Genomic DNA, 15,057 nt, shown 5'->3' on the forward strand with positions numbered 1-15,057 from the left:
TGGAATTGTCTTTGTATTTTTTTGCTTGCTTTATTTGCGATTTCTCCGACTTTTGCTGCCCAATCCGCTTCAGAACTTGTGGAACGCGCAAACGCCTTGTATCGAGACGGCCGTTTTAAGCAGGCTATAACCTTGTACCGTAAGGCGGCAGACCGTGGCGCCGATCCTACCGCAGTCAGTTTCAACATTGCCAATTCCTTCTATCAGATAGAACAGTATCCCGAAGCCGCCGCAAGCTACCGCAAGGCCGTGGATTTTTCCAACGGGAAATTCGCTCCGGCCCTGTTCAATATGGCAAGCGTCTATTACAGACTGAAGCAGTATCCGGAATGTATCGCGGCCTACCATCGTGCTCTCAAGCTCGAACCGGAGAATGTTTCCGCCTGGCTGTATCTTGGCGAAGCCTACAGCAAGACAGGCGATAAGGTGGGCGCTTTGCGTGCCGTCGAGAAGGCTTACTCTCTGGACAAGTCCGACATCAGTGTGGTCTACCAGCTTTCGGAAGCCAACATCGCCGTAGACGACTTTGATCGGGCCATTGCTGTAATCCGCGAAGGTTACGCCAACCATCCGGAGGAAGTTGACTTCCTGGTATATCTGGGCGATGTCTATCGCTTGCAAAAGAACTTCGAGCAAAGCGCCGGCGCCTACCGCGAAGCCCTAGGGATCCGTCCGGACGATGTCCAGACCATGTACAAGCTGGCGGACGTCCTGGCAGAAGACAATAAGCGGTTTGTGGCTATGGATGTACTAAGCAATATCCTGCAGATAAAGCCGGACTTTGCCGACGCCGCCATCTTCCTCGGGAACCTTGCCTACGACGCCCGCTTCTGGGAACGTTCCGAGGCGGCCTATGAAATGGCCGCCAAGTCTGGCAGTGAGGAAGCTGTCTACGGCTTCAAAAATTTGGCCTTCGAGGCTCGCGTACAAAAGCGCAATGCAGAGGCGCTTCGTCTATTAGAAAAGGCCCAAGGGTTCTATCCCAAGGACCAAACTATTGAAGCCGAAATTCTGGAACTTCGCGACGAAGAGTAACTGCGGCGTAACCTCCTGTCGGTAGTGACGAAGAGTAACCGCAATGAAACTTCCTGTCGATAGCGTCGAAGGCTTGCGGCGGCAACAAAATCGACTGCCGCGAAGATGATTTCTTAGTTTATCTGTTTCTTGATCAGTTCCACGATTTTCTCGATGGCGATTTCGGGAGGCAGTTCCGTGTCGCCGCCGGCTGCGCGTACGTGACCGCCGCCCCCAAATTCCTTGGCGACTGCATTCACATCTACGTAGTAGTTGGATCGCATGCTGATCTTGAACTTACCGTTTACAGGATATAGGAATACGGTGACTTCCGTGCCGCTGACTTCACGCAGTGTGTCCACCACGGTTCCCATTTCCATGGGCTGTACGCCGTAGCGTTCCATGTCCTCGGGCATGACGAAGGAATGTACCACCTTGCCATCCAGAGCCAGCTTGCTTTTTTCCAACGCGAAGCCTGTAATCAGGGTCTGTTTGTAGGTGCGTGTGTAGTAGGTTTCGTTGACGATCTTTGCAAAGTCGCAGCCCTTGTCAATGAACTCGCCAACGGCATTCATGGTGCGCTTGCTGGTGCAGCTGAACTTGAATGCTCCGGTGTCATGAACGATGCCCAGGTACATGCAGTTGGCGGCAGCCTTGCTTACCTTGTCCTTGTCCAGCAGGAAGTACAGGACTTCGCTGGCGGAACTTGCCTCGGGCTCAACGAAGTTCACATTGCAGAGGTTCAGCGGGTTGCTGATATGATGGTCAATATTGCAGGTGAACTTTGCCTTGGCCAGGCATTCGGGGCCCTTGGCACCGCAACGTTCAAAGCTGGGGGTGTCCATCAAAAAGGCGAGGTCGATATCCCTGCCGTCATATTCCGGAAGGATCTTGTCTGCGTCATTCAGCAGGCGATAGCTTGCCGGGAAACTTTCCGCAAATACAGTGGCGTCAATGTGGGGATAGTTGTCCTTGATGTAGTTGTACAGTCCAAGCGTGGAGCCGATGCAGTCTCCATCAGGGCGAACATGGCCAAAGATGGCCACGGTCTTTGCCTTGCTCAGCATTTCATCGATAGTCATAAATCGTTATTGCCTTTATCCACGGAAGAACGTAAGGCTCTTTCCCTGGATTTTCTTGCTTTGGTAGGTGCAGGTATCTGCCTGCTTGTAAAGGTCTTCGAAGGTCGCATCCTCTGTTGTGAAGGTTGCGCCCAGACTGATGGAAATTCTATAGTCCTCGTGGCCGGGAATCCTGGCCTGGTCAAGGATGTCGAAGAATCTCTGGATAATCTTTGTGCCCAGTTCCTCGGTCTGGATTCCGTTTGCGAATACGACAAATTCATCGCCGCCCAATCGCAGCAGAACGTCGTTGTCGCGGAAGGCTTTCTTCATTGCCTGGGCTACGGCGATAATGACCTGGTCTCCCGTCTGATGACCAAAATTATCGTTGACAAACTTGAAATGGTCTACGTCAAAGAGGCATAGCATGCCCTTGCGGTGGTTGTACAGGTGCTCCTTGATCTTGGTGGATCCTGCGTGCCGATTGAATAGCCCTGTCATGGCATCAGTTTCCGCCATGGTGGTCAGGCGGTTTTCCCTGTTGCGTTGTTCGTTGATGTTTTCCACCACGTAGATGACGCGACGAACTTCCTTTTCGTTCTTGGAATCTACGGCGATGAATCTAGCTCGGCACCAGCCGAAGTTCTTGCCGAGGAATTCGTGGGTAATGGTACGCTTGTCCTTTAGCCTTTCTGTCAGGGTGGATGTGTCCACGAAATTTAATACGCCTTCCAGGTGGCCTTCGTCTGTGGTGGCGGTCATGGTATCCACAATGGTCTTTGAAAAGTTGCTTTCTTCCACACCGACAGACAATGGAATGTACTGGTTCTTGCGGATCAGCATGTAGGTATTTTTCTTCAGGTCGATCTGTGCCATTGACACATAGATGTCTGCCATGGCCTCCCATTGTTCCAGCTGCATCTGTCGTTCTATGCTGTTGGATTGATTCAGCTTGTATTCAAAGATGAATCTTTCGAAGTTGCTCTTTTTGACGTATACACCAAGGAAAATACCGAGGATAAAGAATATGGTCATGTTCACCATTTCCTGCATTCGGATTTCTTGTGGTTTGATATCTGTAAAAAGGTAGAGTGTGGTAAATACAATTGCCGCAGTCAAGGATACGAGTACAGCCCGGTATGGCCTATCGGTAAAGAGCTGCGGTACGATAAGAAAAAGAGCGAACAGCGTAATGGTTAGCTGCTGGGGGCTACTGACGAAAGTAAGGAATAATCCCAATGCATAAAGGGATACTTCGAAGCCCATCGTAAGATACTTGAGGATCCAACGGAACCTAGGTGCGATAAATTTTGCACAGAGGAAAATGATGAGAGATGTGGTGAATCCTAGTCCGTAGCCGATGATTTTCTGGGTAATCCCGGAGATGTTCGCGGAAAGGCCTGCAATTAGAGCGACGCCAAATGCACAAGATGAGACGGCTGAAAAGGACTTCAGCAGTGAAAGATTTTTTTGAGCAATGACCTTACGGACATTTCTGATGTCTGCAGGGTCGCTTTGGGCGTAAAGTAATGTGCTTTTCAACCATCTTAACATATTGTTATTATAGCTTTTTATGTGGAAAAATTCACAGGGCATTGAATCGGAAGGCTTTTACCCGCCATTTTTACTATAAATTTTTTATTTTAGGCGAAAAAAGAGGTTTTATGTCTAAACTCATGCGTTCTATTTCCGGTATCCGCGGTATTGTTGGCGATACCCTCACTCCCCAGGTTTTGCAGTCTCATGTTCGTGCCTTTTTGGAAATTACCAAGGCAAAGAAGATTGTAATCGGCCGCGATAGCCGCCCCACTGGCGACGCCATCGTTCAGTATGTGGCTGGTATCTGCCGCCTCTCCGGCGTAGACGTTATGGACGTCGGTCTTTCTACCACTCCGTCTGTAGAAATTCTTACCACCCACTTCAAGGCTGACGCCGGTATTATCATTACCGCAAGCCATAATCCGCTGGAATGGAACGCCTTGAAGTTCCTGAACAACAAGGGCCTTTTCCTGGGTCCCGATGACGTGAAGAAACTTTTTGAATTGGCTGACGCCAACCAGTTCAGCTATCCCGACTACCGCACCATGGGTAAGTACGAAGTGGCTCCCGATGCCGATGGCATTCATATCGATGGCACTCTTGGCATTCCCTTCGTGGACGTAGAGGCCATTCGCGCCAAGAAGTTCAAGGTTGCCGTAGACGCCGTGAACGGTGCCGGCTCCTACATTGTGCCCCGCCTGCTGGAACAGCTGGGTTGCGAAGTGGTCCGCGTTCACTGCGAACCCGATGGCACATTCCCCCGCGGTGCAGAACCCATTCCCGAAAACCTGGGCGACCTCCGCGAAGCGGTAAAGGCAAACGGTTGCGCACTTGGTTTTGCTGTTGACCCGGATGCAGACCGCTGCGCCCTGGTTGATGGCCTCGGCCGTAGCATCGGCGAAGAATACACTCTGGCTATCGCCTGCGAAGAAGTCCTTTCCCAGAAGAAGGGTTCCGTTTGCGTGAATCTCTCCACCAGCCGTATGAACGAAGATGTGGCAACCAAGTACGGTTGCGAATTCAGCCGCGCCAAGGTGGGCGAAATTAACGTAAGTCTCCAGATGATCGAAAACGGCTGCATTATCGGTGGCGAAGGTAACGGCGGTGTGATCCTGCCTGCTCTCCACTACGGCCGTGATTCCCTGGTGGCTGCAGCCCTGGTTCTTAGCTGGATGGCTCATCACGATGGCGGCCCCGAAAAGTTCGTTGCTGAAAATCCGGCCTACTCCATGCCCAAGAAGAAGTTTGAACTTGGCGACAAGAAGGTGGCAGACATCCTCCCCAAGGTGAAGGAAGTATTCGCCGGCTGGAAGATGGATGAACGGGACGGCCTGTGGCTTGGATCCGAAAAGTCCTGGGTCCATGTTCGCGCAAGCAACACCGAGCCCGTGATCCGCGTAATCGCAGAAGCTCCTACTGCTGAAGAGGCCGAAGCCCTCTGCTCCAAGGTGGAAAAGCTTATCTAACCGTCGCAATAGTTCGTCGCTCGCCCCTTCACGTACGACAAGTACGCTACAGGGGCTCGTCTCCTGCTCTTGCTAGGTTATCTAAGCTTTTCATGAAAGCTTTTTGCTCACGGCTAACCGTCGCGATTATTGAAAAATATCGAAAAAGAGCTGACTGTCATATTTTGGCAGTCGCTTTTTCTTATGTTTACGCAAGAAACAACCATTGGATTAATAAAAAAGTGAGGCATGTATGGTTGATTTGAATAATGAGATGAATTTCTTGGAAGTTGTTAATTTATGCAAGGTGCTGGGTGATTTAACTCGCTTTTGCATTGTGGACTTGCTGAATAAACGCGATATGTATACATACGAAATACAGCAGGAACTCGATGTCTATGATGAAGATGTGGAATTGAGGACACTGTCCAGGCATTTGAGGATTATGGAACAGGCCGGTCTTGTTCATTCCACGACAAATTGGACCCATAAGAAATATTCCTTGAATTGCGACAGACTTAAGCAGTTCATGGAGTATTTTAAGAGAGAAGTTCAGGTGAATAAAGACACCTTTGCACACAAAATAAGGCCTTCTGAATGCGCGGAAATAGCTGTGTAGCGAAAGTGTTTGACGAAATGAAGACTTATTGCATTATGTTCAGCGCTTGTTAACGTTTTCATTAACTAAGAATTGCAAAAATAGGGCTTTTTACAGGCTATTAGTTAACGTTTTCGTTAACAAGCGAAAAAAAACAATCCCTGCGGAGTGTACTGCATGTCAGTGCAGATTCGTCCGCAGGGATTTGTTTCTAGAGTATAGATGCTGGAAAGAATGTAACTAGAATTGTTCCAGGAACTTGTGAACGTCCTCAGGAACCCAGGTGTTGCCCCAGCCGCCGTTGTCGTTGGCTGTCCACTGGTGGCCACCGCCCCAGGTACATACGCGCACAGGATGGTTGGGATCAACCTTCTTGAAGTCGTAGCAGACGTGGGTGTTGCCGCCGGTGTATTTCTGCCAGTCATTGATTTCGCTGCTGACATCAGTGCCGCCGGGGCCGTTGTTCTTAAGAATGCGGGTGATGGAGCTGCTCAGACGGTTGTAGGCGCAGAGGTTGTCCTGTGTGCCGTGAACGTCCATCCATGCGATAGGCTTGCCGGCGTTTTGGGGAATGTAGATGTTCCAGTCGGCCACGGCATAAGTCACGGCGGCACGAACACGATGCTGGAAAACCTGTGCCAGGGAGTTGGTAATCATGGAGCCGAAGCTAAAGCCTGTGACGAACACGCGGGAAGTGTCGATACAGTAGTTGTCTTCCATGGTGGTCAGGAGCTTGTCAAAGAACTGATGGTCCTTATCGTCACCGCCACGCCACGGTCCGCCGTCGGTATCACCGCGGGGAGCCACGAAGATGTAGTTGCCTTCGGTGTCCAGCTTCTGCTGGCCGTAATACGGAGAGGGATGATCCTGGTCCGGAGTATGGTGCACGAAGTCTTCTGCGTTGGAACCCATACAGTGCATGGCGAAGAGAAGCTTGTGGGGCTTGGTGTTATCGTAGTTCTTCGGAAGGGTGATGAAGAATTCGCGGTTCAGTCCGGCAACCTGCATTTCAAAGCGGTCGCCGTTTTCGACGCTCTTGGTCTTTACTAGGCTGGAATTCTTGCCACAACCTCTAGAAGGTGCGGGGGCGTTACCCTTGACGTAATCGTAAACACCCTTGATGTCAAGAATGGGGGGCTGACCGCCTACATCGCCACTGCCGTTTCCACCAGAAGCCTTCTTCAGGGTAAGTTCCACGTTGGTATCCAAATTTGCCAGCGGAACAACCAGTGTGTCAAAACCATCTGCAATCACTTGCAAGTCGTTGCCGGAGTCTTCCTTCTTGAGGACCTTTGCGGAAGTGCCGAGGGATGCTGCATAGGATCCATTGGTGGTGAACTTCAAACCCTGAATTGCGGAACCCATCTTTACTCGGGCGAAGTAGGTGCCTTCGCTCTTCACAAAGCTACGCAGGTCTACAGAACCGGAACCGTAGAGGTTCTGATTCAGTACACGCATGCCCATGGCGTCAAAGATCTGCACTTGGACAGGAGCATTAGAAGACTGGGAGTAGGAAAGGACTCCGTTATTTACTCCTACAAATCCAGGTTTTGCGATATTGCGGATGGCCACATTGGATGTGTCTGCGGGATCATTTGAATCTTGTGATCCCGGATTAATGGCGTTACTACGCAAGGTAAAAGAACCTACGCCGTCGGTTGTAGTAGAATATTCCGTACCGATCAAACTGACTGCGGCGCCTTTCACGGCCTTTCCGCCTTCATCGGCAACGGAACCTGTCAAAATAAAAGCATTCGCTGCAGTAGCGAACAGCGCCGAAACCGCAAGGGTCGGCAAAAAAGCAGAAAATCTGCGTTCCATTGTAACTCCTTTTTCCCTAAAACTCAAAACACTCAAGGTTAAACATAAGTTGTTTTGTGTTTGTTGGAAAGACATCTCGTGCTTTTGTGTTGTAATAAATTGTAAAGAAATGGCCGTTTTTGACAAGAATCTCAAAAAAGCGTGTAAAAAAAGAAGAGACCCCGCGGTTTCCCGCGGAGTCTCTGGTGTTTTTAAGGAGTACGATGAAAGGAGAAAATCATTTTTTGCGGCGACTTGATGGTTCGCCGCGGGACCATTGCGGCTTGCCCGTTAGGCGACCGTCAGCTTGCGGGCTGCTGCCTGCTGCTTCTTGGTGAGAGTGAAGGCGAGCACGCCGTTTTCCAGGGCGACCTTGATGTTGTCCACGTCAATGTCGTCGGCCAGGCGGAAGCTGCGTTCGTAAGTCACCTTGCCATCCTTGCGTTCACGGGTGGCCTTTACGGTCACGATGTTCTTTTCCACCTGGATGTCGATGTCTTCCTTCTTGACGCCCGGCAGTTCCACTTCAAGCATGAAGCCGTTTTCGATTTCGTAGTATTCGGCCTTGGGAGTGTAATTGCATTCGCCCTGGGCGTTGGCGGCGTTCAAGCTGTCCAGGAAGTTCTGGATGCCATAGAAAGCGGTGGGGATTACGTTTGCGTTCATCATGATATTTACCTCTTTTTAATTTTGTCGGCCCTCGGCGTTCGCCGTTGGAGTCTTTTTTGTTTTACCCCCTCCCTTATGCAAATGCTGTGCCAATTTTTTTGTTTCTCGATGAAAAAAACTTTAATCCGTTAATTTTTTGTTTTTTTAGGGTTTTTAAGGCGATTTTGGCATTCTCCGGCGCCTGCCCAGTTCATAAAGAAACGCGACATGTTTCACTGGTGATACATAGAGAATTTCATTATTAGACGTGCAAAAATGTTTCCTTGCTTTTCTACATTATCAATTACCAATCCTTAATTTTCAATTAATATCATGCCAAGGAATTTGTACGAAGGAAGCATTATCAAGAATATCGGGATTTTTTCCATCCCGTTTCTGATTTCCAATTTTCTACAGACCCTCTATGGCATGGCCGACCTTTTTATTGTAGGTCAGTATACGGATGCCGCAGGCATTACTGCTGTAGCCGTGGGCAGCCAGGTGATGCACTTTGTAACGGTCATCCTGGTCGGCCTTACCATGGGCACCACGGTCCTCATCAGTCAGGCTGTAGGTGGCAAGTGTCATGGGGAGATTTCCCGCATTCTTGGAACGACGACAGTTCTTTTCGCAGTCGTTTCTGTTATGATGATGGCTGTTCTTCTGGCCTTGTGTCCCCAGGTCGTTTCCCTCTTATCTACGCCGAAGGAAGCTGTCAACGATACGGTCAACTACCTGATCATATGCTTCTGCGGGATTCCTTTCATTACGGCCTATAACGTCATTGCTGCTGCCTTCCGTGGTCTTGGGGATACCAAGAGCCCCATGTATTTCGTGACGGTTGCTTGTGTCCTGAATATTGCCTTGGACTATGTCTTTATAGGCGGTCTACAGATGGGGGCATCCGGTGCGGCAGTTGCTACCATCGTGGCTCAGACTTTTAGCGTGGGGCTGTCCCTCTGGGCAATCAAGTTCTCCAAGCGGGTGAACTTTGGCGTGTCCCTCTCCCGTCAGGATCTTAAGCTGGACAAGCCTCTCTTGAAATCCCTGGCGAAGATCGGCGTGCCCATCGCCTGCCAGGAAGGCTTCATCCAGGTTTCCTTCCTGTTCATCACCCTCATCGCCAATTCCCGCGGTCTCGAAATCGCAGCCGCGGTCGGCGTGGTGGAAAAGATCATCTGCTTCCTGTTCCTGGTTCCTTCCGCCATGCTTTCCTCGGTATCGGCCATCAGCGCCCAGAACATCGGGGCGGGCCATTACGATCGGGCCCGCCAGACGCTTTACTGCGGTATGGCTATTGCAGGCGCCTTCGGCCTAGCATGCGGAATCCTGTTCCAGTTTATCTCCGAGCCAGTTCTTGCCTTGTTTACCGAGGACGCAAAGGTCATCGCCTTTGGAACGCAGTACCTGCATGCCTATGTTTTTGACTGCATGGTGGCTGGTCTTCATTTCTGCTTTAGCGGATATTTCTGCGCCTGTGGGCTCTCCATTGTTTCGTTTATCCACAATGCGGTGTCTATCGTGACTCTCCGTGTCCCTGGAGCCTATCTCGCCGCCATCTGGTATCCCGATACCCTTTTCCCCATGGGCATTGCAACACTTTCTGGGTCCTTCCTTTCGGTAGTCATTTGCGTCGTTGTTTACCTCGTCATTGAACGCCGCAGAATAAAATCCTAGGATGAAATCCTGGGACACAAATCCTAGGATCCCATAATCCAATTGGGAATATCCCTTGGGCCTAAATACATGGAATAAAAATATCCTATAGTGGCGGGTCGGATTAATTTTACTTAAAAAAGGGTTATATTTATGATACACCTATCTTTGATAGGTGGCGTTTTTCTGTGTGGAGTTGATCGTGTCCGTTTTCTTTTTGGAATACGCCGTAGCGTCGGTTGTTTTTGCAGTTTTAGACATCCTTCTTGGGATAATGTGCCTTAAAAAGAAGAATGCTCTTGGAAAGGCTCTTAGCGGAACCTGCTTTTGCTGCGCGGTTGTAGACCTGGCTTACCTTGTAAGCGCTAGTTGCGATAGTTATTTCCTGTTTTCGTGCATGTCCAGTATCTACTTCGTTTCTGTAGATATAATGCTTCTCTGCCTGGTCATGTTTGTAACTCGCTTCTGCAAATTAAAGAATACTAAAGCGGCTCGATTCCATGCTAAGTTGGCTCATTTCTACGTCCTTGTTGAGATTATCCTTTTTGCAATCAATCCCTTCTTTGAATTTGTCATAGGCTATGTTCCTCGTGATACGGAATTTGCGAAGTTCGGCTATGACATGCACTTCTTCTTCTATGTTCACTTGGTATTCTGCTATGCCATGGTGGCTACCACGGTGTATTACCTGTGCGATAGGTTGATTAGAGTCCCCTTGGAATACAAGCGCCAGTACTTGTATGCCCTGTTAGGATTGGTTGCCATCGTTTCCATCAACGGCGTGTTCCTGTTCCTGCCGGGGCTTTCTCTCTACAATTTCCTTGACTATTCCATCCTTGGTTACAGTCTGGCTGCCTATGCCTTCTACTGGTCCTGTTTCCAGTATTCCACCAAGGGCATGATGGACCTGTTCAAGACAAGCATGTTTGAATTCCTGGATCAGGGGCTGATTCTGTTTGATTACAGTGGCAAACTGATTGTCTGCAATGACATGGCCAAACATCTTTGGTCTAAAATCCAGTTGGATGAATCCCTGCAGATGCAAGATTTTATGAAGCAGTGTAACATTGATGTTGCGCCGGGAATTGAAACCAGTGTGATGCAGTGCTACGTGGAAAATGATGGCGAAAATAAGCCGTTGCGTTGTGAGTTTCGAACGCTGAAGAATAAGCGTGACCGTATATTGGGCCGTCTGTTCATGTTCAGTAATGCGATGCTGGTGACGGACCCCTTGACTGGTTTCCACAACTGGGAAGACTACTGTTTCCATGTCGCCGAGGATACAAGACAGAAAAAGACGAAGCCGGATTTGGTTTTTGTCGCCTGTGATATCATGGGCTTGTCCCTTTTGAATAGTTCCAAGGGTCGTCATATGGGAGACCAAAAGATCAAGACCCTTGCAGATTTGTTCAGAAAACATTTTCCTAGGAATGCCTATTTCGTTCGCGGCCAGGATGCATGCTTTATCTTGTCCCATGTATCAAATAATGAATCCGTTGTTGCAGAGGAACTGGAAAAGATCAAGGCTGAATTTGACATGCCTATCCAGTATTCCTTGGACTTGCTGAAGGCTGAAGACTTTGACATGATGGGCTGTATTGAATCCGTGCTCAAGGGCTTGAAACAGAAGAAGCTTTTGAACAAGAATTCCAGCCATTCCGTGATTTTGAATTCCCTGGTTCAGGCTCTCCAGGAATGCGATGCCGATACCGAGGAACATGTTCGCAGAACCCAGCTTATGGGTGCTGAACTGGGCAAGCGTATCGGATTGTCCGATGTGCAGCAAAGTGATCTTTCCCTTCTTTGCCTTCTTCACGATATCGGTAAGATTGGTGTGCCTCTTGAGATTTTGAATAAGCCTGGTAAGTTGACTGCGGATGAATGGCAGGTTCTTAGGTCCCATGCTACCAAGGGCTACCAGATTGCGAAGAGTTCTACGGAACTGTGCGGCATTGCCGAAATGATTTTACATCATCACGAACGATGGGACGGTGCTGGCTATCCGGATGGCTTGAGTAAGGAATCCATTCCTTTGCTTTCCCGCGTGATTGCCGTGGTGGATGCCTATGATGCCATGGTGAATGACCGCTCCTATCGACCCGCCTTGCCTAAGGATGTGGTCATTAATGAATTGAAACGTTGCGCAGGTTCACAGTTCGATCCCGGTATTGTCTCGGAGTTTATTCAGCTTGTTGAATCCCTGCCTCAGAGGGCTGCGTCGAATGCAGAGGCTAAGCATATTGAAGAAACGACGTCCCTGGTTCGTGAAGAATTGGATCAAGGGGTGACGAATGCTTCTTTCCATGCAGTCCATAAGCTGCAGTTCTCTCGTTACATTGTCGATGAGCAGTTTAATATTATTTCTGTGGATAAGGCCTTTGAAGAATTGACTGGCTTTACCCAGGAAGATGTTACCAATAGTCACATGAACCACATGGATCTTATTCCTAAGGAAGACCGTACAGAATACCTGGGACTTGTGATGGAGGAAACGTCAAAGAATCCCCAGGCATTCTTTGAACACCGTTTGATCCGTAAGGACGGTTCCATTATCTATGTGTTCTGCATGGGTCGTCAGTTCTTTGATTCCGCCGTCCGTGCGGGCCGATCCGAAATCGTTGTGACTGACGCGGCAAGTACTTACAGCCTTCGCGTTATTGCTGACGTGGAACGTAGCAAGGCCAAGCGTCGTGAAGCTGAATGGGAAAATGCCTTCCGTAAGGATTCCCTGACGGGAGTGTTGACTCGTGCCGCCTTCAAGAACGATACCGAGTTCAAACTGCTTGAAGGCAAGAGCAAGGTGATGCTCTTGATGGTGGACGTAGACCACTTCAAGGAATACAACGACTCCTATGGCCATATTGCGGGTGACGAGTTCCTGACCCTTGTGGGGCAGACGCTTCTATCCTGCTTGCGTCACGATGACATTGCCGGACGTATGGGCGGTGACGAGTTTGCCGCAGCACTGTTCTTCAAGAAATCCTGTACCGACGAGTTCATGTATGAACGAGCCCAGCAGATCTTCGATAAGATCAACATGATGCTTGCCATGAACCCGAAGTCCACAAGTCTTTCTATGGGTGCGGTTATCGCCAACGGCAACATGGATTCCTTCAATGAGCTTTACGAGTGCGCCGATGGTCGCCTGTACAAGTCCAAGGAAAATGGTCGTTCCAGACTGTCTGTCAACTAGATGAAGTAGGGTGCTGGATTAGTCCAGCTTGCCTTGGTAAAGGTCCAGCAGCTTGCGGGCCAGAAGGCTTGTATACTTGGCGTTGGTCAAGTTAATCTGGGCGTTTTCCAGATTGTTCTTCTGAGAAAGAAAATCGGTGTAGGTGAGGGCGCCTGCGTTGCGCTGTTCCTCGGCGACTGCCAGGGCCTCCGTATCGGCCTTTACCTGGAGCAGGGCGGCTTTCCACTGCATGTCTGCACTCATGGCGTTCAGGTAGAGTTTTTCCAGATTGTTTTCCAGATTCTTGGAGGATTCTTGCAGGGTCAGCTGGGAAGTGGCCTCGTTGACCTGGGCCTGCAGTACCTTGTTCTCGGTAGAACCGTTATCGATAATGGGAATGTTTACGTTCAGCGAGAGGGAGTTCTGCCATCCGTCCTTCAGCTGTCTTCCGTAATGGTCGGATTCAAAACCTGTGAAGCCTGTGGAGGAGTTGGCTCCCAGGGTTACGGTGATGGAACTGTTCTTGCCGGCTACCTCGGTATTCTTCTTGGCTGCCTTTACGGAAACGCTGTCGGACTTCAATCCCGGATTTGCACTGCGGGCGTCTGCCATCAGCTGGTCGAAGGCGGGCAGTGGTTCCAGGGAGTCGGGGGAGGCGATTGCCGTTTCCAGCGCGGCGATTTCAAAGTCTTCCTTGGCGTCCAGTTCCAGGAGCTGACGCAGGGTGGTCTTGGCGGTGCTTACGTTCAGCTGGGCGGAGAGCTGTGCCGCCTGCTTCTGCAGAACGTTGGACTGGGACTGGGTCAGGTCCTTCAAGGTGATGGAGCCTGCTTCAAGAAGCTTTTCGTAGTTTTCGAATTCCGCCTGGGAAAGTTCTACGGAGGCGTTTGCGGTTCGGAGCTTTTCCTGTGCGGCCAGCAGATTCATGTAGGCGTTCAGGACGCTTTCCTGGATGGATCGTTCTGTTTGCCTGGTGGCTAACTGCACGGCTTCCCTGTTCAGCTGGCTTGCCTCGGTATTCAGACTGGTTGCTCCGCCGTCCCACAGGGTGTAGGAACCGGAGATGCCTACGTTAAAGCGGTAGTGGTCTTGCGGGTGGGCAGCCAGCGGGTGGTCGTAGATGGTATTGCCGATCTGGGCGCTCAAGGTAGGGGAGTTGCCGGTCCTTGCCTGCTTAACGGAAATCTCGGCGGACTGTTCCCTCAGTCTGGCGTTTTCCAGCTGGAGGCTGGCCTTTTTGGCCTGGGCCAGGCACTGTTCCAGAGTCCAGGGCCCGTCAGCCCACAAAGTGGTGCTGCTGGCCATGATGGCCAGACCAAAAAGTCCGGAAATGAGGGCTCTGTTTTTATTCATGTTCTTTAGATGCCTAGTCCGCGGGGCTGGTTGCCTGTACCGCTAAAATTCGTTTGGACGTAAAATAGAAAAAGCAATGGCAACAAAAAAAGCCCCGACTGAGTGTCGGAGCTTTTTTAAGTGGACGGTACTGGATTTGAACCAGTGACCTCTGCCGTGTGAAAGCAGCGCTCTAAACCAACTGAGCTAACCGTCCGAAGCGAGAGCAAATATAGAAAGGGGAAGAGTCCTTGTCAAGGGACGCGACGCTCGCCTTATAGGTATTTGTCTTCGGCGGCCTTCAGGATGGTGAGGAATTCGGCCGGGGTCTTGGATGCAATCAGGTCCCTACGAACGCCGCCATCGGCCAGCAGGCGGCTGACGGAGGACAGAGCCTTCAGGTGAGGACCCACGGTGTTGCCCGGGCTTACGATAAGGATGATGAGGTAGACGGGTTCGCCATCGAAGGAGGCAAAGTCCAAGCCGTTTTCGATGGTTGCTGCAACCATGCACATACGGTCTACGTAGTCAATCTTGGCATGGGGGACAGCGAGGCCGCATCCGATACCGGTGGAACGGCTCTGTTCGCGGTTCCATACGGCGTCAAAGATTTCGGCACGGTGATCCAGCTTGTAGGCACTGCAAAGAGTATCTACCAGTTCGTTTAAGATTGCTTCCTTGGTCGTACTAGCGGAGTTGATCAAGATGCAATTGTCCACAAACCTTTCAGAAAGACGCATAAAATATCCTTTTGATAACTACTAAACGAATATGTAGCAAAAAATTCGGTTT

General features: G+C 50.1%; 11 protein-coding genes and 1 tRNA gene. 5 read left to right on the top strand and 7 right to left on the bottom strand.

Annotated elements, in window-relative coordinates; translation table 11 throughout:
* Positions 1 to 21: 21 nt before the first annotated feature.
* Positions 22 to 1,035 carry a tetratricopeptide repeat protein gene (locus MJZ26_04370; protein MCQ2105010.1) on the top strand — a complete coding sequence of 338 codons (1,014 nt, stop codon included), beginning with the start codon at positions 22 to 24 and terminating at the stop codon, positions 1,033 to 1,035.
* A 113-nt stretch (positions 1,036 to 1,148) separates the two neighbouring features.
* Here the strand turns inward: MJZ26_04370 and MJZ26_04375 are convergent, their stop codons facing one another.
* Complete coding sequence (locus MJZ26_04375) at positions 1,149 to 2,096, bottom strand: bifunctional oligoribonuclease/PAP phosphatase NrnA (protein ID MCQ2105011.1); 948 nt, start codon at positions 2,094 to 2,096, stop codon at positions 1,149 to 1,151.
* 15 nt (positions 2,097 to 2,111) lie between these two features.
* Positions 2,112 to 3,617: a GGDEF domain-containing protein gene (locus tag MJZ26_04380; protein MCQ2105012.1), complete on the bottom strand. Its 1,506-nt coding sequence runs from the start codon at positions 3,615 to 3,617 to the stop codon at positions 2,112 to 2,114.
* Positions 3,618 to 3,739: 122 nt separating this feature from the next.
* Here MJZ26_04380 and glmM point away from each other — a divergent pair, with 122 nt between their 5' ends.
* Both glmM and MJZ26_04390 read left to right on the top strand, forming a co-directional pair.
* Positions 3,740 to 5,080, top strand: a complete 1,341-nt coding sequence (gene glmM, locus MJZ26_04385) for a phosphoglucosamine mutase (GenBank protein MCQ2105013.1) — start codon at positions 3,740 to 3,742, stop codon at positions 5,078 to 5,080.
* Positions 5,081 to 5,312: 232 nt separating this feature from the next.
* Positions 5,313 to 5,678, top strand: a complete 366-nt coding sequence (locus MJZ26_04390) for a winged helix-turn-helix domain-containing protein (GenBank protein MCQ2105014.1) — start codon at positions 5,313 to 5,315, stop codon at positions 5,676 to 5,678.
* 219 nt (positions 5,679 to 5,897) lie between these two features.
* On the opposite strand, the gene MJZ26_04395 is transcribed toward MJZ26_04390, so the two are convergent.
* Together MJZ26_04395 and MJZ26_04400 are read right to left on the bottom strand one after the other, a co-directional pair.
* Entirely contained in the window at positions 5,898 to 7,478 is a 1,581-nt protein-coding gene (locus tag MJZ26_04395; protein MCQ2105015.1) for an esterase, read from the bottom strand.
* Between the two features lie 270 nt (positions 7,479 to 7,748).
* Complete coding sequence (locus tag MJZ26_04400; protein ID MCQ2105016.1) at positions 7,749 to 8,126, bottom strand: Hsp20/alpha crystallin family protein; 378 nt, start codon at positions 8,124 to 8,126, stop codon at positions 7,749 to 7,751.
* 324 nt (positions 8,127 to 8,450) lie between these two features.
* On the opposite strand from MJZ26_04400, the gene MJZ26_04405 reads away from it, so the two are divergent.
* Complete coding sequence (locus MJZ26_04405; protein ID MCQ2105017.1) at positions 8,451 to 9,782, top strand: MATE family efflux transporter; 1,332 nt, start codon at positions 8,451 to 8,453, stop codon at positions 9,780 to 9,782.
* A 253-nt stretch (positions 9,783 to 10,035) separates the two neighbouring features.
* Complete coding sequence (locus tag MJZ26_04410) at positions 10,036 to 12,954, top strand: diguanylate cyclase (GenBank protein ID MCQ2105018.1); 2,919 nt, start codon at positions 10,036 to 10,038, stop codon at positions 12,952 to 12,954.
* 18 nt (positions 12,955 to 12,972) lie between these two features.
* Here the strand turns inward: MJZ26_04410 and MJZ26_04415 are convergent, their stop codons facing one another.
* The 3 genes from MJZ26_04415 to MJZ26_04425 all read right to left on the bottom strand — a co-directional run bounded on the left by MJZ26_04415 (position 12,973) and on the right by MJZ26_04425 (position 15,005).
* On the bottom strand, positions 12,973 to 14,286 hold the full coding sequence (locus MJZ26_04415) for a TolC family protein (GenBank protein ID MCQ2105019.1): 1,314 nt from the start codon (positions 14,284 to 14,286) through the stop codon (positions 12,973 to 12,975).
* Between the two features lie 121 nt (positions 14,287 to 14,407).
* Positions 14,408 to 14,482 (bottom strand) — tRNA-Val (locus MJZ26_04420).
* Positions 14,483 to 14,540: 58 nt separating this feature from the next.
* Entirely contained in the window at positions 14,541 to 15,005 is a 465-nt protein-coding gene (locus MJZ26_04425) for a PTS sugar transporter subunit IIA (GenBank protein MCQ2105020.1), read from the bottom strand.
* Positions 15,006 to 15,057: the final 52 nt, after the last annotated feature.

Origin of the sequence: Fibrobacter sp. (assembly GCA_024398965.1) — a bacterium.
GTDB lineage: Bacteria > Fibrobacterota > Fibrobacteria > Fibrobacterales > Fibrobacteraceae > Fibrobacter.

Bases quoted from the DNA above. Each gene is read 5' to 3' on its own strand.
- glmM (MCQ2105013.1), top strand. From the start codon at position 3,740: ATGTCTAAACTCATGCGTTCTATTTCCGGTATCCGCGGTATTGTTGGC.
- MJZ26_04425 (MCQ2105020.1), bottom strand. From the start codon at position 15,005: ATGCGTCTTTCTGAAAGGTTTGTGGACAATTGCATCTTGATCAACTCC.
- MJZ26_04390 (MCQ2105014.1), top strand. From the start codon at position 5,313: ATGGTTGATTTGAATAATGAGATGAATTTCTTGGAAGTTGTTAATTTA.
- MJZ26_04410 (MCQ2105018.1), top strand. From the start codon at position 10,036: ATGTGCCTTAAAAAGAAGAATGCTCTTGGAAAGGCTCTTAGCGGAACC.
- MJZ26_04375 (MCQ2105011.1), bottom strand. From the start codon at position 2,096: ATGACTATCGATGAAATGCTGAGCAAGGCAAAGACCGTGGCCATCTTT.
- MJZ26_04400 (MCQ2105016.1), bottom strand. From the start codon at position 8,126: ATGATGAACGCAAACGTAATCCCCACCGCTTTCTATGGCATCCAGAAC.
- MJZ26_04395 (MCQ2105015.1), bottom strand. From the start codon at position 7,478: ATGGAACGCAGATTTTCTGCTTTTTTGCCGACCCTTGCGGTTTCGGCG.
- MJZ26_04415 (MCQ2105019.1), bottom strand. From the start codon at position 14,286: ATGAATAAAAACAGAGCCCTCATTTCCGGACTTTTTGGTCTGGCCATC.